Source organism: Mycobacterium sp. P7213 (assembly GCF_900604305.1).
In the GTDB taxonomy this organism is placed as follows: Bacteria; Actinomycetota; Actinomycetes; order Mycobacteriales; family Mycobacteriaceae; genus Mycobacterium.
On record NZ_UWOA01000042.1, the window covers coordinates 1 to 20,779 of the forward strand.

Below are 20,779 nucleotides of genomic sequence, written 5' to 3' on the forward strand. Positions count from 1 at the left end.
CCACACAACCCGGCAGCGCCCTGCTATTCCCCACCCTGTGCCTACCCACCACCGCACCACCAGCCACCGCCCCGGCCTCAACAGCCGACCGCAACCTCATGATGCCCACCCGCAAAAACACCCGCAGCCAAAACCGACTCCGGTGCATCGAGGCCGAACGCGCCCACAACGTCGCCCAGCGAGATAGACCTCCGCCTTAGTGCGCCCCCGCGGCTCTACACTCCCAGCGGCGACTCGACCCGGATCGTCTCGTCGCGGATCAGCCCGCGCAGCAGCGCCGTACTGAACTCCGCGGCGATCTCCTTGGCGCTGCGCCGTCCGCTGGGCCGCAACCAGCGGTAGGCCCCCAGCGTCATGCCGATGTAGCCCAGCGCCAGCACGTGCGAGTCGCACGGATAGAACTCGCCGCTGGCGATTCCGCGGTCGATCAGACCATGCACGTGCTCGTAGACCTGGGCTTCCTTCTCCCGGACCTCGGCGACCTGCTCCTCGGTGAACCACTCGGTGATGTAGGGCTGCTCCTGGAAGTAGACCGCCGCGCCCTCGGGATTGACCGCGATCTGGTCGAGCAGGCGCACGGTGTACTGGTACAGCGCCTCGCGTGCGGTCCACGACGGGTCGTCGTGAACGGCCGCCAGCGTCCGTTCCGCAGCCTGCTGGTAGATGTCATAGAGGATCAGCGACTTGCTGGCGTAATAGTGGTAGACCGTCGCCTTGTTCAGCCCCACCACGTCGGCCACGTCATCCATGCGGGTGCCGTGGTAGCCGCGGGCGGCGAACAACTTGGTAGCGACCGCGAGCAACTCCTCGCGACGAGACGGGGTCTGGGAAGATCCCCCCGGCGTAGCCTTGCCGTTTGCCATGTCCACTCACTCTTCGGCCAGGCCGGTGTCATCGGCGTGTCAATCAACTGGTTGGAAGGATTCTAGGCAGTCCGCTGTCGCACCGTTGACGGGCCGACTAAAGTGGTGGAAATCCAAGCTAAGGGGTTGACGACATGGGTCCTGGTTACGGTTACGATCCGAATCCGGATTACGAGCTGAGCGACGAGGCCGAGTTCTTCTTCAAGTACCTGACTTGGGGTATTCGTGGCGTCGAGAGCGGCGGCGGCTACCCCCCGCAGAACTACCCGCCCGTCTAAACGCCACAACGACTCGTCCTGACGACCCCTGATCCGCGCGGATCGGGGGTCGTTTCGCGTCTGAACGGCTAGGCCGCCGGCATGGTGTCCTATCGTGGCCGGGTGACCTCCCAGCCGAATCTGCCCGGGGCGTGGAATTTTCGCGACGTCGCCGAGACCACCGGCGCGTTGCGCCCCGGCCGCCTGTTCCGGTCCAGCGAACTGAGTCGCCTCGAGGACCGGGGCCGCGAAGAACTGCTGCGACTCGGGGTGTCTGACGTCGCCGATCTGCGGTCACCGCGCGAAGTCACGCGCCGCGGGCCGGGGCTGGTACCCGCCGGTGTCGGCATCCACCTGCTGCCCTTTCCGGATCTGGCCGGCGACCAGTCACCGGACAGTTCGGCTCCGCACGAGGACGCGTTCCGCAACATGATGGCCGAGAAGCCCGACGAGGATTCCGCCGCCGACGTCGCCGCCCGCTACATGCTCGAGGAGTATGCGCGCTTCCCTACCCTGGCCGGGTCCCGGCGGGCGGTGCAGCGGGTGGTGTCGCTGCTGGCAGAGGGTCGGCCGGTACTCGCGCACTGCTTCGCCGGTAAGGACCGCACCGGATTCGTGGTCTCCGTGGTGTTGCGCGCGGCCGGGGTGGACCGCGATGCCGTGATCGAGGACTACCTGCGCAGCAACGCCGCGGTGCCGGTGCTGCGCGATCGGATCATGGAGATGATCCGATCGCGGCCCGAGGCTGAGATCACGCCCGAGGTGCTGACCTTCACCGAAGCGCGGCTCTCCGACGAGGTGCTCGGTGTGCGCGCTGACTATCTGGATGCCGCCGAACACTCGATCGAGGAGAACTTCGGCTCGCTCGACGGGTTCCTGCAGGTCGCCGGCGTCACTGACGCCGACCGCGACGGGTTGCGCGGCGCGCTGCTCGGCTGACAGCAGCGCGCCGCGTCCCGAATCTGACCGGCGGTTACAGCGAGAAGCTGGCCGCTTTGGCCGCCGAAAGATCGGCGATCGTCGACCACTGCGCCGCGATCTCGTCGACCGACGGCGGGTTCTCGAAGGTGGCACCGGCGTTCTCGAACAGCGCGGTCCGCTGCACCTTGCCGCCGCCGGCGATGAACACCGAGCCGGTCTCGGCGACCTCTTCGGTGCACAGGTAGGCCACCACCGGTGCGACGTACTCGGGCTTGAGCTTGGCCAGCACCTCCGGCGGCAGGATGTCCTCGGTCATCCGGGTTGCCGCGATCGGGGCGATCGCGTTGGCCTTGATGTTGTACTTGGCGCCCTCGATGGCCAGCGTGTTGATCATGCCGACCAAGCCGAGCTTGGCCGCACCGTAGTTGGCCTGCCCGAAGTTGCCGAACAGCCCGCTGGTGGAGGTGGCGACGACCACGCGGCCGTAGCTCTGCTCGCGGAAGTGCGGCCACGCCGCGCGCACCACGTTGTAACCGCCGTAGAGGTGCACCTGCAGCACGGCGTCCCAGTTCTCGGCCGTCATCTTGTGGAAGGTGCCGTCGCGCAGGATGCCGGCGTTGCTGACCACGCCGTCGACCTTGCCGAACTCGTCGATCGCAGTCTTGATGATGTTGGCCGCGCCCTCGGCGTCGGCGACGCTGTCGTAGTTGGCGACGGCCCGGCCGCCAGCCTCTTTGATCTCAGTGACTACCTGGTCGGCCATATTGTGCCCGGCACCGGTGCCGTCACGGGCACCACCGAGATCGTTGACCACCACACAGGCCCCCTCGCGGGCCAAGGTCAGGGCGTATTCGCGGCCCAACCCACCACCGGCTCCGGTGACGACGACAACACGATCCTGCACTCCGGACATCAGTTTCCTTCCTCGATTCGATCGCCACGCTAGAACAGACCTAGACAAGGCCTAGCGCCAACTTCCAGGCCTTCTCTGTATACGGGGGATGAATCGAGTCCGCTATGTCGGGTCGGGCATGCCGAGTCAGTTGCGCACTGCGGTGACGAACTCCGAGAACGCGTCCGCATCGTCCGTCACCGACACGTCGACCCAGCGGTTCAGCCGACGCATCTCGGCGGTGGAGGGCTGTGAGGCGGCCTGCCAGCCGTGCTCGTCGAGCCATCCCCGCACCGACGCGCGGTCCTCGTCGGAGTAGATCAGATCCTGGATGTCCAGGCTCTGCGTCAGGCCGACCGTCTCGGCGATCTTCTTGAACCGTTCCGCCATCTGCTGTCGCCGCTCGTCCGAGCGGTGGTTACCCGCGGTCTCCGCCGCGATCCGGCTCCCCGGAGCGCTCAGCGCGGTGATCTGGTCGAACAGCCGGTCCTGGCCCTCGGCGGGCAGATACATCAGCAGTCCCTCGGCCAGCCACGCGGTCGGGGCCGCGGCATCAAAACCGGCGGTGGTCAACGCGGCCGGCCAGTCCTGCCGCAGATCGATGGCCACCGTGCGGCGCTCAGCGGCCGGCGTCACGTTGTTGGCCGTCAGCGTCTGCTCCTTGTAGGCCAAGACCTTCGGCTGGTCGATCTCGTAGACGGTGGTGCCGGCAGGCCAGTCCAGCCGGTAGGCCCGCGAGTCCAGCCCGGAGGCCAGGATCACCACCTGACGGATGCCGGCGGCGACCGCGTCGGCGAAGAAGGCGTCGAAGAAGTGGGTCCGGACCGCCTGGTAGTTGCGCATGTGGTGATAGACCGCGGCGACCTCGGCGTCGATGGCCTCGACCTTGTCGACCAACGTGTCGTCGAGCAGCAACTCCCAGATCCCGGTACCGGCCCCGGCGACCAGGAGTTCGGCGTACGGGTCATTGATCAGCGGATCGACGCTCGCCGTCTCGGACGCGCGGGCGGCGGCCACCATCACCGCCGTCGAGCCGACGCTGGTGGCGATGTCCCAGGTGTCGTCGTGGGTACGGAGTGCGCTCATCGGGTTACCTCGCTTGGTCGCGGCCGGTGTCGCACGCGATAGTACCGATGAAAGTTAGCCGGGCTATTAACTTTATCCGTCGGCTGGCTGACGCAACTGCCAGAGTTCCTGGGTCAACAGCGCCTGCAGGGTGGCCACCACCCCCGCCGCCGCCACTTGATTGCCGACCAGCGACACATAGAACGCGATCCCCCACAACACGGCCAACAGCATCTCGGTCAGCTCGCCCATACCCGAGTCGGAGACCAGCTCTCCCCGGTCGACGGCGTCGGTGAGCGCCGCGGCCAGAAACGCCCGCGGCGGGCCCTGGATGTCGCCGACCAATGACTTCAGCGCTGGGTCGCGCTGAGCGTCCACCACAGCGGTCACCGCAAACGCCGCCACTGTGCGGTCTTCTTCGCCCAGTTGGGTGAAGCACACGATGACCGAGGCCAACTGTCCGACCAGAGTCGGCTCGGCGCGGGCCTGATCGACGGCGTGCTCGAACAGGGTCTCAGCCTGCGTCAGAACAGCCTGGTACAGCAGTTTTTTGCTTGGAAAATAGTGGTTGATCGCCGGGCGGGTCAGCTGTGCCCGCTCCGCTATCGCCTGAAACGTTGTCGCGTGGTAGCCGAACTCGCCGAAGACGCCGCTCGCGGCTGTCACGATGCGCTCCCTGGTCATGCCAGAGCGCGCCCCGCGGGGGCGCCCCACCCTGCGAAAAACCGCATCCCGCACTGAACAAGTGTGGCACGCCGTAGCTGCCAACCCCAGAAAAATCGGAACTACCAAGATTCACTTAAGACTCAGCCGTGCTGTATGCCAACGGAGCCCAGCGAACTAAAGTCGACTTATGGGCGCGGTTCTCTCTCGACAGGCGTACTTCGAGACAGGTTTCGAAGTGCTGTCCGAATTGGGCTACGGCGGCCTCAAGCTCGCCGAAGTCTGCAACCGGCTCGGCGTGACGACGGGCTCGTTCTACCACTACTTCACCAGCTGGCCCGTTTACACCCGTGACCTGGTTCAACACTGGCTCGATGAGCGCACCCTCCAGCATGTGGAGTTCGTACGCGCGATACCCGACCCGCGGCAGCGCCTCGATAGCCTGATTCAGATCGGCCTGACCCTGCCCCACGGGGCCGAAGCCGCCATCCGTTCCTGGAGCTCGGCCGACGCCCGGGTGCACGCGGTGCAGGCGGAGGTGGACCAGCAACGCTTCGACATCCTCTTCGAATCGGCGCAGGAAGTCCTCCACGAAAAACGCCCGGCGCAGCTGTTCGCAAACTGGGCGATCTACCTGCTGATCGGCTACGAGCAGGCTCTGCTGCCGCGCGACCCGTCGACGTTCGAGTGGATCGCCGCCCAGTTGCTCGACGCGCTCGACTCCGGGAGGTTTGCCACGGCGACCGCTGACCCGCCCGGCAAGCCGTCTACAGCGAGCTGATCCGCTGCACGGCCAGCCGTGGCCCGCGTCGTTTGCTGACAGCGAGCCCGCTGTCGATCAGCAACCGAACCACGCGGTGCCGGTGCGGCCGCATCGGCTCCATCAGTTCGACCATGGCTTCGTCGGTGAACACCGCGTCGAGCGGCAGGCCGAGCAGTGTGCGGCCGATCATCGTCGCAAGGTGATAGTCGCCGACCGATAAGGCGTCAGCATCGCCGAACGCGCGCTGCGCGGTTTCCGCCGCGGTCCACTCGCCGACGCCGGGCAGCGACATCAGTGCCGTCCGGGCCTCCGCGGCAGGGCGGGAAACCAGCCGTTCCAGGGAATCGGCTCGACCCGCGCAACTGACGATGGTGCGCGCGCGCCCGCCGTCGACGTTGGCCCGATGGAACGTCCAGGACGGGATGCTCCGCCAGGTCTGCGCTGACGGCGGCACTCGCATTCGCGACGGCGCCGGGCCGGGAGCGGGTGATCCGAACTCGGTGACCAGCAACCGCCAGGCGCGAAAGGCGTCGGCACCCGGTACCCGCTGCTCGAGCACGGCCGGGATAAGCGCCTCCAGCACCCGGCCGGTGCGCACCAGCCGCAGGTGCGGCAGGCGACGATGGGCGGCGATGACCATCGGCTCGGTCGGCGCGAAGTCGGTCGCGACGTCGTGGGCGCCCAACAGGCCCGGCGCACCGTCCAGAAACTCCGGGGCGCCGGCACCCCAGGCCGTACAGTCCACCGCATCGGGTGCCACCTGGACGATGTGTGCCGTCACGGGTCCGCTGGACATCAGGCTGGTTCGCCAGATGGCGCCGTCAACCACCTGCAGGCATGGGTCGCCCGGCCCGCGGCGCAGTGGGCCCAGCGTCAGCGCGGGGCTGGCCGGGCCGGGAAAAGCGACGGTACGGCGAAACGAATTACTGATGACGCGATCATAGGTATCGCTGGTCGTCGTTGACCGCTTCGCGCCGCCCGGTCACGATGGAGGAGTGGCCACCCCATTCGATGATCCGCAGGCGGAACTGGCATGGATGTTTCTCCAGGGCATCTGCGGCGACGACGACCTGGACGACATTTTTGCGCTGGTCAGCGACAACTTCACCTGGTGGAGCATCCTGACGCGTCAGGCCGTCGATAAAGACGAGCTGCGGCTGGAAGTCGAACAGCGTCGTGCCGGCTTGCGGATCAACCTGGAGCTGGTCCGGTGTATCAACGAACACGAGACCGTGGTGATCGAAGCGCTGGGCGACTGTCGCGCCGCCGACGGTTCGCACTATGACAGCCCGCTGGCGTACATCATCGACACCCAGGACGGGCGGATCGTCTCGGTGCGCGAGTACACCGACACCCGGTTCGCCGGGCAATTGCTGGGGCTCTAGAGCAGCTCTGCCGAGCCTCAGGCGTCGGCGACGCTGATGTCGGCCTTGTCGGAGTAGAACGCGACGTGCCCGGCGATCGGGGCAACCGCGGCAAAGGGCTGCTCGTAGGTCCAGATCGCGTCGGCGACGCATCGGCCGGCCGCGGTGGTGACATGAAAGTAGGCGGCATCGCCCTTGAAAGGGCAGTAGCTGGTGGTCTGACTGCGGGCCAGCAGGTCGGTCTTGACATCGGACAGCGGAATGTACTGCACCGCAGGGTGATTCGATTCCTGCAAGGTGAGCGCGTTGGCGCTGTCGGCGATGATCTCGTCCCCGATCCGCACCGTGACCCGCCTACCGGTGGGGTTCACGGTGATCGGGTATTCGTCAGTCGGGATGTGTATCGGGCGTCTGCCTGAATGGCCGTGTGTCATGCCGGGGAACCTCGCTTCTTGGCGTTGCGCAGCTTCATCCAGAAACGCGCGGCCTCCCTGATCGATTCCTCAACCGGTCGAGGCTGCCAGCCGAGTTCGCGCACCGCCTTGCTGTGATCGACCGGGGCTTCGGCACGCATCATCCGCACCGACTTCAGGCTCAGCTCGGCGTCCTTGCCGGTCAGGCCGGCCCGCAGGCTGCCGAGTGCGCCCAGCGCGTACAGCGCCGGTACCGAGATCGACCGCGACGGCGCCGGCATACCCGCTTCGTCGGCCGCGATCTTGACCACGTCCTGCAGCGCGATCATCCGCTCGGAGATCAGGTAGCGCTGGCCGTTGCGTCCACGCTCGGCGGCCAGGATCATCGCGCGGGCGGCGTCGTCGACCCCGACCACTTCCAGCTCGATCCCCTTCATCAGGAACGGCAGCTTGCCGAATGCTGCTCCGGCGATGAACGCACCATGCGGGGTCCGGCCCCAGTCGCCGTCGCCATAGGTGGTGGACACACACATCGCGACGGCGGGCAGGCCGGCTTCGGCGCTGCGCAACACCAGCTCTTCGGCCTGCACCCGGGACTGGACATAGGGCGTCAGTCCGCGCGGGTCGATGATGTCGTCCTCGTTGGCGACGTGACCGCGACGCCGGCCCACGGTGGCGTAGCTGCTGGTGAACACGAATCGGCGCAGGCCGGCGGCTATTTCTTTGCGGGAGGCGACTTCCAAGACGTTGCGGGTGCCCTCGACGTTGGTGCGAAACAGCGGGCTCGGGTCGCGCAGCCAGGCGCGGGTGTCCACGACGCAGTAGTACACGTCATCGCACCCGGCCATGGCCTCGGCCAGGGTGGCCGAATCGAAGATGTCGCCGTGGAACCGCGTGACGTCGAGGTGGTCGATGGAGATGGTGTTGGCGCTGGGGCGCACCATCACCCGGACGTCTTCTCCGGCGTCCACGAGCTGACGGGTCACGTGCGATCCCAGGAAGCCGTTGGCTCCGATGACGAGCTTGGGCTTGCGGCTCATGCGTTTCCTCCGAACTGCTTCATCCAGGCGGCCGCTTCGTCGTCGAGGGTGCCGAGTTCCTGGGCTTTGCGGCACCATTTCATGCTCGCGGCGACGAAGCGCAGCGGATTGTAGATGTCCTCTTGGCGCGACCACAGGCCGTCCCCGGCGTAGGTGACGATCGAGATGTTGGTGGCGCTGATGATGGTGCCGTCGCCCGGGTCGCGCATGGGGTTGTCCAGTTCGCAGATGACCCGCCCGCCGTCCTCGTCGATGACGGTCCACAGGGCCGGGAACTCAGTCATATAGCTGCCCGGGAAGGTCGACATGGTCTTGCGGATCCAGCTGCGCACCTCGTCGCGGCCGTGCATAGTGCCCATCGCGTGCTCAACGTATTCGACGTCGGGGGTGTAGTGCGCGACCCAGGCATCCCAGTCGTGGGTCTCGGCGGCGCGAGCGACGGTCTGCTCGAACACGTCAAATGCGGCCGCGAGTTCTGCGCGGCTGAACTGCGGTTTCGTCATGCCAAGAACTAGAACACGTTCTAGCAAGGTTGTCGAGGGTCCACGGCCAGAATCGAATCTGGGTTTATATTCACCGGCAGTGCTACCGTGACGCCGTCGGCCCACCGCGGGCCGTGAGGAGGTTCGGCAGCCTGTGACGTCCCCCAAGCCCACCGTCGGTCTGCACCACGCCGCCTACGCCTGCGCCGACCTGGAGGCCACCAACCACTTCTACGAAGACCTGCTGGGACTGCCGCTGGTGCACACCGAAGTCGAGCACCTGCAAGAAGGCTTCTTCCGGCACGTCTTCTACGACCTGGGCGACGGCTCGTGCATCGCGTTCTTCGACCTGCACGGCGTCGGGGAGAAGCCCGACTGGTCCAGCTCGTTGTCGCGTCCGAACGGACTGCCGGTGTGGGTGAACCACTTCGCCTTCCGGGCCACCGAGGAGAAACAGAACGAAGTCCGGGCGCGGATGGACGCCGCCGGCATCAAGGCGCTGATGGACGTCGACCACGGCTGGTGCCACTCGCTGTACTACCTGGACCCCAACGGCATCATGATCGAACTGTGCCGCGACACCCCTGGGTTCGAACCCGACCCGGAGCAGGCACACAAGTTGCTGAACAGCACCGAGCGGGCCGCTGACCCCAAGGTGGTCACGTCGAAGACGACCACCACCCAGCTCGGCTGAGCCGGCCGCGCATGGCGCTCGATTCGCTGACGTCGCTCACCGTCACCACGGACGGTCCGATCGCCCGGGTCCGCATCGGCCACGGCGAGATCAACCTGATGGACGCCACCATGATGGGCGACCTGTGGCGGCTGGTGAACTGGCTACGGTCGCCCGCCGGCAGCGATGTACGGGTGGTGGTATTGGAAAGCGCCAACCCCGACTTCTTCATCGCCCACGTGGACCTGGCGTTGCTGGCCGCCTCGGTCGAGAACACCGAGGCTGCCGTCGGCTCCTTTCAGGACTTGGTCGGCGCCTTCCGGGCACTGGACCAAGTCACCATCGGGGTGGTCGCCGGGCGGGTCGCCGGTGGTGGGATGGAACTACTGGTCAACCTCGACCTGCGGTTCGCGGTGACCGGCCGGGCGGTCTTCAACCAAGTCGAGACCGGAATCGGGGTGATCCCGGCCGGTTCCGGCCCGCAGCACCTGCTACACCTGCTGGGGCGGGGCCGGGCGCTGGAGGTCATCCTCGGCCACGACGACTTCGATGCGGCCCTCGCCGAACGCTACGGACTGGTCAACAGGGCGTTGGATGCGGACGCCGTCGGACCCTTCCTGGACCGGCTGGTGAAGCGCATCGCCACGGTGCCGCTGGCCGACATCGCCGACGTCAAGGCCACCCTGGCCGCCCCGGACATCGCCACCGGGCTGGCAGTGGAGCGCTCCGCGTTCGCCCAGATGCTGGCCCGCGGTACGGCGCTGCCGAAGATGCAACGCTTCCTGGCAGCGGGCGGCCAGACGCCCACTGGCGAGCGTCTGCTGGCCGACCTGGTGGGCGGCCTGGACCAGACGGAGCCGGCATGACATCCGCGGACGGCGGGGTCGCGGACGAGTCGATCACCCGTCCCACCGTCCGGGGTCGCGACACCCAGGCGCGCATCGAGCAGGCGGCCCGTGAAGTGATCGCCCGCAAGGGCTTCTTCAAAACGACGATCACCGACATCACCTCGGCCGCCAAACGCTCGCCCGCGTCGTTCTACCACTACTTCGAATCCAAAGAAGACCTGCTGGCGTCGCTGGCCGAGGACTTTCGCGCGTCGGCCAAAAGCCGTGCGGTGCAGGCATTGCACCCGGGCCAGGATCTGCACGACATCATCGAGGAATCGGTTCGCGCGCATTGGGATACCTATCGCGAACACCTCGGAGTCATGGTCGGGGTTTTCCAGCTGGCGATGATCAACGATGAGTTCGCCCAGCGCTGGCGGGACATGTGCGCCGACGCGATCGAGTGGGTGGCTCAAACAGTGCGGATGGCGCAGCGCAAGGGCTATGCGGCCGACGCCGACCCCGAGCTGGTCGGGTCGGCCATCGTCGCCATGCTCAACCACTTCACCTATGTCTGGCTGGTGGCCGGCGGCGACGTCGCAGGCCGCGAACTGGACGAGGAAGCAGCAGTCAAGACGCTCACCGACACTTGGTATCGCTCGGTGAGCTGGCGCGATCAGGATTCAAGGTCAAAGGAGTAATGCAGTGGCAGTAACCCGCGAATTCGTTTCGCTCACTTCGGCATCGGCGGGGGTGAACCCCGCCGGCTATCACCCGGCTCAGGGGCTGTACTGGACCCCGGCCGGCGTCAAGCCGAAGGTGGCGGTGATCGCCAGCCACTACAACGTGGACTTCGCCGAGCACTACCTGGCGCCGCTGATCGCCGAACGCGGCTACGGCTTCCTGGGTTGGAACACCCGGTATCGCAGTGGCGAGTCGTTGTTCCTGCTCGAGCATGCCCTGCTCGATATCGCGGCCGGCGTGCAGTGGTTACGCGAGCAGGCCGGCGTGGAGACCATCGTCTTGCTCGGCAACTCGGGCGGTGGATCGTTGATGGCCGCCTACCAGTCGCAGTCGGTGGACCCGCACATCACCGCAGTCGGCGGCGGGCCCGTTCCCGATGCGGTCAATGCGCTGCCGCCCGGCGACCTCTACGTTTCCACCCAGGCCCACGCCGGACGCCCGGAGGTGCTGACCGCCTGGATGGACCCGTCGGTGACCGACGAGACCGACCCGCTGTCCTGCGACCCGTCGCTGGACATGTACGCCGAGCAGAACACGCCGCCTTATACCCCGGAATTCATCGCCCGCTACCGCCAGGCCCAGCGCGACCGCAATGACCGGATCACCGCATGGGCCCAGGCAGAACTGGAGCGGCTCAAGGCCGGTGGCACCTACGACCGATCCTTCTCGGTACACCGGGTGTGGGCCGACCCGCGCTATCTCGACGCCTCGCTCGACCCGTCGGACCGTCCGCTGAACTCGTGCTACCTGGGCGACCCGCGGCGCGCCAACCGCGCGCCGTACAACATCGCCGCGCACTGCACGCTACGAACCTGGTTGTCCATGTGGAGCCTGCAGACGTCGTTCTGTCAGGGCGCTCCGCACCTGGGCCGGATCACGTTGCCCTCGTTGGTGATCCAGGGCACCGCGGATACCGGCGTCTTCCCCAGCGATGCGCACCACATCCACGACTCGTTGGCCAGCACCGACAAGCAGCTCCATTTCATCGCCGGCGACCACTACCTGGAGCAGCCGACGGACAGCCGCACGGTCTGCGCGGATCTGGTGGCGTCCTGGATCGCCGAACGCACCTGATGGACACGCTCGACTTCGATTTCCGCGACCCGGAGCTGCACGCCGATCCGCTGGCGTACCAGCGACGGTTCGCTGAAGCCGAACCGGTACACCGCAACAGCCAGGGGCTGTGGGTGCTGACCCGCTACGCCGATGTGCTGGCGATGCTGCGTGACGGGCGGGTCAGTACCGACCGGCGAAACCTGTACCGCGGCAAGCTCGATCCGGGCCGCCCGTATCTGACCCACGTGGAACACAACCTGTTCTATCGGTCCGGTGATGATCACCGCCGGCTGCGGGCTCCGCTGTCACGGGCATTCACGCCGCGTGCGCTGGCCTCCTTCGAAGCCGAAGTCGCCGCCCGGGCCCGGTCGTTGGCGGCCGGCCTGGACCCCGATGGCTTCGACCTGGTGGCCGAGTTCGCCAAGCCGTTGCCGCTGGGAGCGATCGCCACGCTGCTGGGAGTGCCCGACAGCGAACTGGACAATCTGGCGACCTGGTCGATGGCGCTGATCGCGGCGCTGGAACCGGCGGCCTCACGCGAGGTGTTCGTCGCCGCGGACGACGCCGCCGCCGGGATGAAGGCACTGCTCGCCGATCTACTGGAGCTACGCCGCGCCGACCCGGGCCACGATCTGCTGTCCGTGGTGGCTACCAGCGGACTGCCGGTGTCGGACGACGAGCTGCTGCACAACGCCATCTTCTTGCTGTCGGCCGGGCATGACACCACCACCGCCGTGCTGACCGGGGCGGCCGCGCTGCTGATCGAGGAGAGCGGGCAACGCGGCCTACTGGCCGACTCCCCGCACGCCGTTGACGAATTGGTCCGGATGATCAGCCCCGCCCTGATGATCTCCCGAGTGGCCGGCGCCCCGATCGAAGTCGGTGACGGGAAAAACACCGTGATCGAAACGGGCGCACCGATCCTGCTCGGGCTGGCGGCCGCCAACCGAGACCCTTCGATGTTTCCCGACCCCGACAGGCTCGACCTGGCCCGCTCGCAGACCGGCCACCTGGGATTCGGGTTCGGTCCGCATGTCTGCCTGGGCGCCCCGTTGGCCCGCATGCAGATCCGCTTGGGCCTGCTCGCCCTGTTCGACCGTTTCCCTGAGTTGACGGCGCAGGCGCCGCCGCACCGCGAGCCGAGCGCCGTGTTGACCAGCTACCGTTCCTATCCGCTGGCGGCTCGCGGATAGCTGCGGATAATCGGGGTATGACCAATTTCCCGAGAGCGATCCTGGCCGGCGGCTGCTTCTGGGGCATGCAGGACCTGATCCGCAAGCAGCCCGGTGTGGTGAGCACCCGAGTCGGCTACACCGGCGACCCCAATGTCCCGAACGCCACCTACCGCCACCACGGCTCCCATGCCGAGGCCATCGAGATCACCTACGACCCCACAGCCACCGACTACCGCAGCCTGCTGGAGTTCTTCTTCGCCATTCACGACCCGACCACGCGTAACCGCCAGGGCAACGACGTCGGAACCAGTTACCGCTCGGCGATCTTCTACCTCGACGACGAGCAGCGCCAGATCGCGCTGGACACCATCGCCGACGTGGAGGCCTCCGGCCGGTGGCCGGGCAAGGTGGTGACCGAGGTCAGCCCCGCTGGGGACTTCTGGGAGGCCGAACCGGAGCATCAGGATTACCTGGAGCGGTTCCCGAACGGCTACACCTGCCACTACATCCGGCCGAACTGGCAGCTGCAGCCGCAGCGCTAGCCGGGATCAGTCCCGGCGGCGTACCGTGATCCGACCGCCCTTCTTGGGCGTGAAGGCCACGCCGCGGGAGTGGAACTTCTCGCCGGGCGCGGTGGTGGGCTCGATGGCCAAGCGCTCCAATACCGTCCGCAACACCACGTCCATCTCCAGGTTGGCGAACGTCGAGCCCGGGCAACGCCGGGTGCCGCCGCCATAGGGCATCCACTCGAACGCCGACGGGCTGCCGTCGAGGTAGCGCTTGGGGTCGAACGCCTCCGGGTCATCGAACGCGCCGGAGTTCTGGTGGAGCTGGTTGATCGCGACGATCACCGAGTAGCCGCGCGGGATCACCCACTCGCCGATCTGGATGCTGGGCGCGTAAACATGCCGTCCGGAGAAGTCGATCACGGTGCGAACCCGCTGCACTTCGCGAATCGTGGCGCGCCGCAACCTGTTCCCGCCTGCGTCCGCCTCGGCGGTCAGTTCGTCGAGCAGTTGGGGGTAGCGGCTCAGCCGCTCGAAGACCCAGGCCATGGTCGATGCCGTGGTCTCATGTCCGGCGGCCAGCAGGGTCAGCAGCTCGTCGCCGAGCTCCTGGCGGGTCATGGTCGTACCGTCTTCGTGGTTGCTACGCAGCAGCAGGGTCAGCACGTCGGACCGGTTCTCGAAATCGGGGTCGGCTCGCACATCGGCGATCAGCTTGTCCAGGATGACGTCGTAGTGGGCACGCCATGCCTCCAGCTGGCCCCACGGGGTGAACCGGCCGTACTGGCGAATCGGGATCGGCAAGGCCGCCAGCCGAGAGCCCAGCGTCACCCACTTGGGCAGGATCGCCCGCAACTGATCCAGTTCGGCGCCTTCGGCGCCGAAGATGGTCCGCAGGATGACATTGAGCGTGATCCTGTTCATCGGACCGAAGGTCTCGAAGGGCTTTCCGGTGGGCCAGCCGGCGATCTCGCGCAGGGTCTCCTCGACGATGATCTGCTCGTAGGCGCGCACGCTCTTGCCGTGGAACGGCGGGCTCAGCAAGTTGCGCCGGCGCCGATGCGCCGCGCCGTCGAGGGCGAACACCGACCCCCTGCCGAGGATCCGCGACAGGTTCGGCTGGATGTTGCCCAGGTCGTCCGGGCTGGTCAGCAGCACCTGCCGGGCCAATTCCGGGTCGGTCACGAAAACCGTCGGCCCAAACAGCGGAACGTCAATGGTGAAGGCGGCACCGTATCGACGGGTCAGGCGTTGCAGCGCCCGGCGCCGGGACAGAATGAACAGCACTCCCGCGGTCAGCTTGGACGCGCGCGGGCCGGGCGGCAGGTTGATGGCCGGGTGAACCTGTGCCGCAGCGGCGTCCGCGGCCGTGCTGGCAACCGTGTGGGTCATGCGACGCCTCCCGACGTGATACCTGGTACCAAAGCGTACCAATGCATGCGGGACACGGTACTCTTTAGTACCAACGAGTGGCAAGACCTAGGCGTAGGGGAGGTACGGCGATGACGGTGGCTGCGGTCGATACCCGGGCGGCCAACACTGCCGACCCCTACCGGCGCCGACTGCTCGACGGGCTGGCCGATTCGATCGCCGAGCGCGGGTACCGGGCCAGCACTGTCGCCGAGATTGTGCGCGCGGCCCGTACCTCCAAACGCACCTTCTATGACCACTTCGCCAGCAAGGAGGAGTGCCTCCTGGAACTGCTGCGGGTGGACAACGAGGAACTGGCGCTACGTATCAGGACCGAGGTGGATCCCGAGGCCGATTGGCAGGTCCAGATCCGCCAGGCGGTACAGGCCTACGTCACCCAGATCCGGTCCCGGCCGGCGATCACGCTGAGCTGGATCCGCGACATGCCTTCCCTCGGCGAGGTGGCCCGGCCGGCGCAGCGCCGCGGGCTAGAGCTGATGTCGAACCTGCTGATCGAACTCAGCGGCAGTCCGGGATTTCGCCGCGCGAATCTGCCGGCGCTGAGTCCGGCGCTGGCGGTGATTCTGCTGGGCGGCCTGCGGGAGCTGACCGCGCTGGCCGTCGAGGACGGCGCCGACATCGGCATCATCACCGAGCCGGCCATCGACGCGTCGATTGCCCTGCTGGGACCCCGAGCCTGATCTACGGTTGATCCATCGGTCACCGAGAATCGGAGAGGACCACCATGCAGCTCTCAACGCGCAATCAACTCACCGGAACCATCACCGATCTCGATGTCGGCGCCGTCATGGCCGTGGTCAAGATCCGGCTCGACGGCGGTGAGCAGGTGATCACCTCGTCGGTCACCCGCGAGGCCGCCCTCGATCTCGACCTCAAGGTCGGCCAGCCCGCGACGGTGTTCATCAAGTCGACTGAAGTCACCATCGGGGTGGACTGAGCCGCTTTTTAGTTCCAGGGCAGCGCCAGCTTGCAGATCTTGCGGACCACGCTGCCGAACTGCTTGAGCAGCGGGCCGGTGTTGTAGGGCACTCCGTAGCGCTCGCAGATCTCCCGCACCTGCGGCGCTATTTCGGCGTAGCGGTGCGCCGGCAGGTCGGGAAACAGGTGGTGCTCCACCTGGAATGACAGGTTGCCGCTGAAGATGTGGAACCACTTGCCGCCGGTCAGGTTCGCCGAGCCGAGGATCTGACGGTAGTACCACATCCCGCGGGACTCGTTCTCGGTCTCTTCAACGGTGAACTCTTGTGTGCCGTCAGGGAAATGCCCGCAGAAGATGATCATGTAGGACCACACGTTGCGCATCAGGTTGGCGGTCAAGTTGCCGGCGAACACCAGTGGCGCGAACGGCCCGGCCAGCAGCGGGAAGGCGACGTAGTCCTTGAGGGTCTGGCGGCGTACCTTCTGCCAGGTCTCCAGCAGCATCTCCTTCTTGTCGACGAATCCGATCTCGCCGGCCCGGATGCGCTCGGCCTCCAGTTCGTGCACCGCCACGCCATATTGGAACAGGACCATCAGCAGGAAGGCGTAGAGCGGGTTACCTAAGAAGTAGGGCTCCCAGGGCTGCTTGTCGCTCATCCGCAGGATGCCGTAGCCCACATCGCGGTCCATCCCGACGATGTTGGTGTGGGTGTGGTGCATGTAGTTGTGGGAGTGCCGCCACTGGTCTGCCGGGCAGGCGTTGTCCCACTCGAAGTCCCTGCCGTACAACGCCGGTTCGCCCATCCAGTCGTACTGGCCGTGCATGACGTTGTGGCCGATCTCCATGTTGTCGAGGATCTTCGACAATCCCAGCATCACGGTGCCGGCCAGCCAGGCCGGCGGGATGATGCTGAAGAACAGACACGCGCGTCCGCCGACCTCCAAGGTGCGCTGCGCCTTGATGATCCGGTGAATGTAGTCGGCGTCGCGCTCGCCGAGGTCGTCGAGGACGCGCTGACGCAGCGCGTCGAGCTCGGCGCCGAAGGCATCGAGATTTGCCGGCAGATCCGATCGTTGGAGAACCTGCGGCTGTTCGAGCGCCTGTGGCTGCTCGGTCTGCGGCTGCTCGAGGACTGACTGAGTCATGATTGGCTCCTTTCGTTTTCTACAGGTCGATTTCGACGTCACCGACGGGAACCGACACGCAGATCTGAATGTCTTCGCTTTCGGCGGTGGAGATCGCGCCGGTGATCAGGTTTCGCACCGCGCCACCGGTTTTGCGGCACGTGCAGCTGTGGCAGATACCCATGCGGCATCCGCTGGCCGGTTGCAGTCCGGCCGCTTCGGCCTGCTCCAGCAGGGTTCGGCCGTCGTCGACCACCGACACGGTGCTGCCGAGGAAGCTGACCTGCCCGCCGGAGGGGTCGGCCGGAACCGTGAAGACCGGGGGTACGAAGCTCTCTGAGATCGCGTCGGGGCACTGCTCGCGCACGGCCGTCACCAGCGCCGGCGGCCCGCACACGTACACCGCTTCGGGGTTCGGCATGGCGGCCTGAAGATGCTCGGCGCTGAAGTAGCCCTGCAGGTCGCCGTCTTCGGGAGTGCGGGTGTAGCCGTGCAGGACCCGCACTCGCGGCATGGCGGCAAGTTCATCGTGGTAGCAGGCCTCTTCACGGCTGCGGGCGTAGTGGATGAAGGTCACGCGGCCCGCATATTGCTCGGCGGCCAGCGTGCGCAGCATCGACATCACCGGGGTGATGCCACTGCCACCGGAGATCAGCAGAATGCGCCGGGGGCGGATCGCCGGGAGCACGAAGTCTCCGCCGACGTTCTCCAGTCCGACGACCATGCCGGGCCGCGCGTTGCGGTACAGATGCTCGGAGACCAGGCCCCCTTCGTGGCGGCCGATGGTGAGCTCGAGGAGCCGTTGCCCCTCGGCGTTCGCCGGCGAGTAGCACCGGGTGCGCCGACGCCCGTCGATGTCGACCGACAGGTTGACGTGTTGGCCTGCTCGGAAGCGGGGGAAGCAGCCGAACGCGTCGTTGGGTTCGAGGATCAGGGTCACGCTGCGCGGGGTGGAACGCCGGACTTCGACGACCCGGGCGCGGGCGTCGTTGCGGGTCCACGTCGGTGACACCAGCTCGGTGTAGCGGTCGACCCCGTGCGGGCCGGTGAGCAGATCGACCAGGCTGGAGCCCAGGACCCGCCGCGTCAAAGTTTGAGTGAACATATGTACACAGTGAACACTTGTTTACGAACAGTCAAGGGCTGTTCGCCGGTTGTGTTACGCTTCACAACAGTGAACAGTCGTACTCCGAATTCACGGTCTGGGCGCACGCGGCCACCACGGCCCGAACGGCCTCCCCGTGTCTCCCGCCCCGAACGGGCGCCCCGCCCCGAACTGCCGGAGCGCGTTTCCCGCGAGGAACGCAAGGAAGCCACCCGGCGCGCGATCATCAACGCGGCGCTCACCCTGCTGGACGAACGCAGCTTCAGCGCCCTGAGCCTGCGCGAGGTGACGCGCGCCGCCCACATCGTGCCGGCCGCCTTCTACCGGCATTTCGAGTCGATGGATGCCCTGGGCCTGGTGCTCATCGACGAATCGTTTCGAGCACTGCGCGAGACACTGCGCGACGCCCGCACCGGCGGGGTGGACCCCAGCCGGGTCATCGAGTCCTCGGTGGAGGTCCTGGTCAACAGCGTGGCCTCCCGTCACGAGTACTGGCGGTTTATCAACCGGGAACGCTTCAGCGGGATGACCGTGCTGCGCTACGCGATCCGCACCGAGATCCGGTTGATCACCTCCGAGCTGGCCACGGATCTGGCGCGTTTCCCCGGGTTCAATGCCTGGAGCTCCGAGGATCTCAACGTCCTGGCGGGACTGTTCGTCAACGCGATGATCGTCACCGCGGAGGCCATCGAAGACGCCCCGGATGCCGAGAGCCTGGCCGAGATCAAAGCCGTTGCCGTCAAACAACTCCGGATGATCGCGGTTGCCGCGGGCGGCTGGCGCAGCAAGCCCTGAGCGGGGCGCCCCGCCGCACGGAACACCCCTGGGAAGCCGGCCGGCATCACCGGCTTCAGGCAGCACCGGCCGGTGGGGCGGAGCCATGTCCGCGGCGCCGCACCTGTACGGCTACCGCAGATTCCTCAGTAACTTTCTGGGCAAATGAGGGAAATTCGGCATGAAGCTGAATTTTTCCTGGGGACCGGCTGCTAGGCTTGCCGCCCAGTGGTCCGCGTAACTTCGGCGAGGGAAATCGATCGTGACAAAGGTGAAGCAGTTTCTGTGCACTACGGCCGTCGCCAGTCTGGTTGCGGGAACAGGAGCAGCGGTAGGGGCCCAGGTGGGCCTGTCGACGGTGACTGCCGACTGGATGCTCACCGCCGAGCACGTGCTGCTGATCGGCCTCGACGGCGTCAACCTCTCCAAGGTCCTGGAGTACGCCTACAACGACGACAGCGGGTTCAAGACCGCCATGGACCAGGGCATCACCGGCGCCACCAGTCTAGTGAACCACACCACCCTCTCCGGGCCTTCGTGGTCGACGATCCTCACCGGCGTGTGGGACGACAAGCACGGGGTCTTCAATAACGTGTTCCGGGCCGAGCCCTACAACGCGTGGCCGTCGGTGTTCAACCTGATCGAGTACAACAAGCCGGAGATCGAGACCACGATCATCAGCAATTGGGAGTACCTCAACAAGTTGGCCGACGCCGGCGGATATTCGGTCGACAACAACGTCTTCGTGCCCGCCGGGGACAGCCCGGCCGACAGCGACGCTGCGGTCACCGCGCTCACTGTCGCCCAGATCCTCGGCACCGCGGACAACCCGGATGACATCTCGAACTTCCTGTTCTCCTACCAGAGCCAGGCCGACCACGCCGGACACGAGTTCGCCGGCGGGTCGGAGGAGTACATGCAGGCCATCATCAATCTCGGGGCCAATCTCCAACAGATCCTGGCCGCGATCGCTCAGGTGCAGGCGATCACCGGCGACGACTGGTCGATCATCGTCACCACCGACCACGGCCACCAGCAGACCGTGACCCTGCCCGGTCTCAGCATCGGCCACGGCTTCCAGTCGCCCAACGAGACCTCGTCGTTCGTGATCTTCGACCAAGCGGGCGACAACGCCTCCGACGGCAGCCAGAACCTGAACTTCTCGACAGCCGACATCACGCCGACGATCCTGTCGCTGTTCGGCATCCCCTTGCGCTCGGACTTCGACGGCGTCTCGCTGGTGGACGACCCGACCGTCCTGAACAGCAACGTCACGCCTGTCGATCTCGAACAAGCACTCACCGCCGCGATCGCGATGTTCGGCTACCCGAACATCGGCAACGATATCGAGCTGGCCATCCGGACTGTGATCGGGTCCGTGCCGTACTTCATCGACAAGTTCATGCACCAGATCGACGGTTTCCTGCAGGGGATCGTCGACCAGGACATCTTCTTGATCAGTGGGCTGGCCGAGGTCGCCCAGCAGATCAACGATTTCTTCGGCGGTCTGACGGTGACCGTGACCAACACGCTGGCAATGGGAGCCGCGCACCTGTTGGGGGCGGGTGTGATCGCGCCCGAAGACGCGCCGCTGCCGGCGCCGGGCAGCGCCGAGTTCTCCGATCTGTCCCTGGTGGCCGCCGACCTGTCGCAGCTGCTCGATGTCGAGGCTCTGCTGGGCTGATCCGCCGAAGCGACGGCAGCAACACCAACCACTCCAAC

Annotated in this window: 25 protein-coding genes; 14 read left to right on the plus strand and 11 right to left on the minus strand. The window is 66.5% G+C overall.

The window, feature by feature from the left end; translation table 11 throughout:
- Positions 1-215: 215 nt before the first annotated feature.
- Complete coding sequence (locus EJK91_RS15900; protein WP_024440280.1) at positions 216-863, minus strand: TetR/AcrR family transcriptional regulator; 648 nt, start codon at positions 861-863, stop codon at positions 216-218.
- Between the two features lie 134 nt (positions 864-997).
- On the opposite strand from EJK91_RS15900, the gene EJK91_RS15905 reads away from it, so the two are divergent.
- Together EJK91_RS15905 and EJK91_RS15910 are read left to right on the plus strand one after the other, a co-directional pair.
- Complete coding sequence (locus tag EJK91_RS15905) at positions 998-1,141, plus strand: hypothetical protein (RefSeq protein WP_105295430.1); 144 nt, start codon at positions 998-1,000, stop codon at positions 1,139-1,141.
- A gap of 81 nt (positions 1,142-1,222) precedes the next feature.
- Positions 1,223-2,059: a tyrosine-protein phosphatase gene (locus EJK91_RS15910; RefSeq protein ID WP_046301051.1), complete on the plus strand. Its 837-nt coding sequence runs from the start codon at positions 1,223-1,225 to the stop codon at positions 2,057-2,059.
- Between the two features lie 34 nt (positions 2,060-2,093).
- Here the strand turns inward: EJK91_RS15910 and EJK91_RS15915 are convergent, their stop codons facing one another.
- The 3 genes from EJK91_RS15915 to EJK91_RS15925 form a co-directional block, all read right to left on the minus strand.
- Positions 2,094-2,954, minus strand: coding sequence for an SDR family oxidoreductase (locus tag EJK91_RS15915; RefSeq protein WP_024440282.1), 861 nt, complete (start codon positions 2,952-2,954; stop codon positions 2,094-2,096).
- A 126-nt stretch (positions 2,955-3,080) separates the two neighbouring features.
- Positions 3,081-4,019, minus strand: coding sequence for a class I SAM-dependent methyltransferase (locus tag EJK91_RS15920; protein WP_125079422.1), 939 nt, complete (start codon positions 4,017-4,019; stop codon positions 3,081-3,083).
- A 72-nt stretch (positions 4,020-4,091) separates the two neighbouring features.
- Positions 4,092-4,664 carry a TetR/AcrR family transcriptional regulator gene (locus EJK91_RS15925; RefSeq protein ID WP_231383947.1) on the minus strand — a complete coding sequence of 191 codons (573 nt, stop codon included), beginning with the start codon at positions 4,662-4,664 and terminating at the stop codon, positions 4,092-4,094.
- Between the two features lie 187 nt (positions 4,665-4,851).
- Here EJK91_RS15925 and EJK91_RS15930 point away from each other — a divergent pair, with 187 nt between their 5' ends.
- Positions 4,852-5,442, plus strand: coding sequence for a TetR/AcrR family transcriptional regulator (locus EJK91_RS15930; protein WP_024440285.1), 591 nt, complete (start codon positions 4,852-4,854; stop codon positions 5,440-5,442).
- On the opposite strand, the gene EJK91_RS15935 is transcribed toward EJK91_RS15930, so the two are convergent.
- Complete coding sequence (locus tag EJK91_RS15935; protein ID WP_036456925.1) at positions 5,429-6,355, minus strand: DNA-3-methyladenine glycosylase family protein; 927 nt, start codon at positions 6,353-6,355, stop codon at positions 5,429-5,431. The genes EJK91_RS15930 and EJK91_RS15935 overlap by 14 nt on opposite strands.
- A 64-nt stretch (positions 6,356-6,419) precedes the next feature.
- Between EJK91_RS15935 and EJK91_RS15940 the strand changes: the two genes are divergently transcribed.
- The gene (locus tag EJK91_RS15940; protein WP_024440287.1) at positions 6,420-6,809 is read left to right on the plus strand and encodes a nuclear transport factor 2 family protein; all 390 of its coding nucleotides are present in this window, start codon (positions 6,420-6,422) and stop codon (positions 6,807-6,809) included.
- 17 nt (positions 6,810-6,826) lie between these two features.
- Here EJK91_RS15940 and EJK91_RS15945 read toward each other — a convergent pair whose 3' ends face one another.
- From EJK91_RS15945 to EJK91_RS15955, 3 genes are read right to left on the minus strand one after another with little or no spacing between them, the layout of a single operon-like run.
- On the minus strand, positions 6,827-7,222 hold the full coding sequence (locus EJK91_RS15945) for a DUF427 domain-containing protein (RefSeq protein ID WP_024440288.1): 396 nt from the start codon (positions 7,220-7,222) through the stop codon (positions 6,827-6,829).
- Complete coding sequence (locus EJK91_RS15950) at positions 7,219-8,241, minus strand: NAD-dependent epimerase/dehydratase family protein (protein ID WP_024440289.1); 1,023 nt, start codon at positions 8,239-8,241, stop codon at positions 7,219-7,221. Before EJK91_RS15950 ends, EJK91_RS15945 begins: the two co-directional genes overlap by 4 nt.
- Entirely contained in the window at positions 8,238-8,744 is a 507-nt protein-coding gene (locus EJK91_RS15955) for a nuclear transport factor 2 family protein (RefSeq protein ID WP_024440290.1), read from the minus strand. The genes EJK91_RS15950 and EJK91_RS15955 overlap by 4 nt, the downstream gene beginning before the upstream one ends.
- A 133-nt stretch (positions 8,745-8,877) precedes the next feature.
- Here EJK91_RS15955 and EJK91_RS15960 point away from each other — a divergent pair, with 133 nt between their 5' ends.
- The 6 genes from EJK91_RS15960 to msrA are packed head-to-tail and all read left to right on the plus strand — an operon-like array spanning position 8,878 to position 13,740.
- Entirely contained in the window at positions 8,878-9,417 is a 540-nt protein-coding gene (locus EJK91_RS15960; protein ID WP_024440291.1) for a VOC family protein, read from the plus strand.
- 11 nt (positions 9,418-9,428) lie between these two features.
- The gene (locus EJK91_RS15965) at positions 9,429-10,262 is read left to right on the plus strand and encodes an enoyl-CoA hydratase/isomerase family protein (RefSeq protein WP_125079423.1); all 834 of its coding nucleotides are present in this window, start codon (positions 9,429-9,431) and stop codon (positions 10,260-10,262) included.
- Positions 10,259-10,924, plus strand: a complete 666-nt coding sequence (locus EJK91_RS15970) for a TetR/AcrR family transcriptional regulator (RefSeq protein ID WP_125079424.1) — start codon at positions 10,259-10,261, stop codon at positions 10,922-10,924. The genes EJK91_RS15965 and EJK91_RS15970 overlap by 4 nt, the downstream gene beginning before the upstream one ends.
- A gap of 4 nt (positions 10,925-10,928) precedes the next feature.
- Entirely contained in the window at positions 10,929-12,041 is a 1,113-nt protein-coding gene (locus EJK91_RS15975; RefSeq protein ID WP_125079425.1) for an alpha/beta hydrolase, read from the plus strand.
- Positions 12,041-13,216 (plus strand): cytochrome P450, encoded by a 1,176-nt coding sequence (locus EJK91_RS15980; RefSeq protein WP_125079426.1) that lies wholly within the window; start codon positions 12,041-12,043, stop codon positions 13,214-13,216. Before EJK91_RS15975 ends, EJK91_RS15980 begins: the two co-directional genes overlap by 1 nt.
- Before the next feature lie 17 nt (positions 13,217-13,233).
- The gene (msrA, locus tag EJK91_RS15985; RefSeq protein WP_125079427.1) at positions 13,234-13,740 is read left to right on the plus strand and encodes a peptide-methionine (S)-S-oxide reductase MsrA; all 507 of its coding nucleotides are present in this window, start codon (positions 13,234-13,236) and stop codon (positions 13,738-13,740) included.
- Between the two features lie 6 nt (positions 13,741-13,746).
- Here the strand turns inward: msrA and EJK91_RS15990 are convergent, their stop codons facing one another.
- A complete protein-coding gene (locus EJK91_RS15990) occupies positions 13,747-15,096 on the minus strand; it encodes a cytochrome P450 (protein WP_125079428.1) in 1,350 nt (449 codons plus the stop codon).
- A gap of 110 nt (positions 15,097-15,206) precedes the next feature.
- On the opposite strand from EJK91_RS15990, the gene EJK91_RS15995 reads away from it, so the two are divergent.
- On the plus strand, positions 15,207-15,815 hold the full coding sequence (locus EJK91_RS15995; protein ID WP_024440298.1) for a TetR/AcrR family transcriptional regulator: 609 nt from the start codon (positions 15,207-15,209) through the stop codon (positions 15,813-15,815).
- 44 nt (positions 15,816-15,859) lie between these two features.
- Positions 15,860-16,072: a TOBE domain-containing protein gene (locus EJK91_RS16000; protein WP_024440299.1), complete on the plus strand. Its 213-nt coding sequence runs from the start codon at positions 15,860-15,862 to the stop codon at positions 16,070-16,072.
- Positions 16,073-16,080: 8 nt separating this feature from the next.
- Here the strand turns inward: EJK91_RS16000 and EJK91_RS16005 are convergent, their stop codons facing one another.
- Positions 16,081-17,199: a fatty acid desaturase family protein gene (locus EJK91_RS16005; protein WP_024440300.1), complete on the minus strand. Its 1,119-nt coding sequence runs from the start codon at positions 17,197-17,199 to the stop codon at positions 16,081-16,083.
- 19 nt (positions 17,200-17,218) lie between these two features.
- Positions 17,219-18,283 carry a ferredoxin reductase gene (locus EJK91_RS16010; RefSeq protein WP_024440301.1) on the minus strand — a complete coding sequence of 355 codons (1,065 nt, stop codon included), beginning with the start codon at positions 18,281-18,283 and terminating at the stop codon, positions 17,219-17,221.
- A 69-nt stretch (positions 18,284-18,352) separates the two neighbouring features.
- Between EJK91_RS16010 and EJK91_RS16015 the strand changes: the two genes are divergently transcribed.
- Together EJK91_RS16015 and EJK91_RS16020 are read left to right on the plus strand one after the other, a co-directional pair.
- Complete coding sequence (locus EJK91_RS16015; RefSeq protein ID WP_024440302.1) at positions 18,353-19,078, plus strand: TetR family transcriptional regulator; 726 nt, start codon at positions 18,353-18,355, stop codon at positions 19,076-19,078.
- Between the two features lie 241 nt (positions 19,079-19,319).
- A complete protein-coding gene (locus EJK91_RS16020; RefSeq protein ID WP_125079429.1) occupies positions 19,320-20,741 on the plus strand; it encodes an alkaline phosphatase family protein in 1,422 nt (473 codons plus the stop codon).
- Positions 20,742-20,779 lie beyond the last annotated feature (38 nt).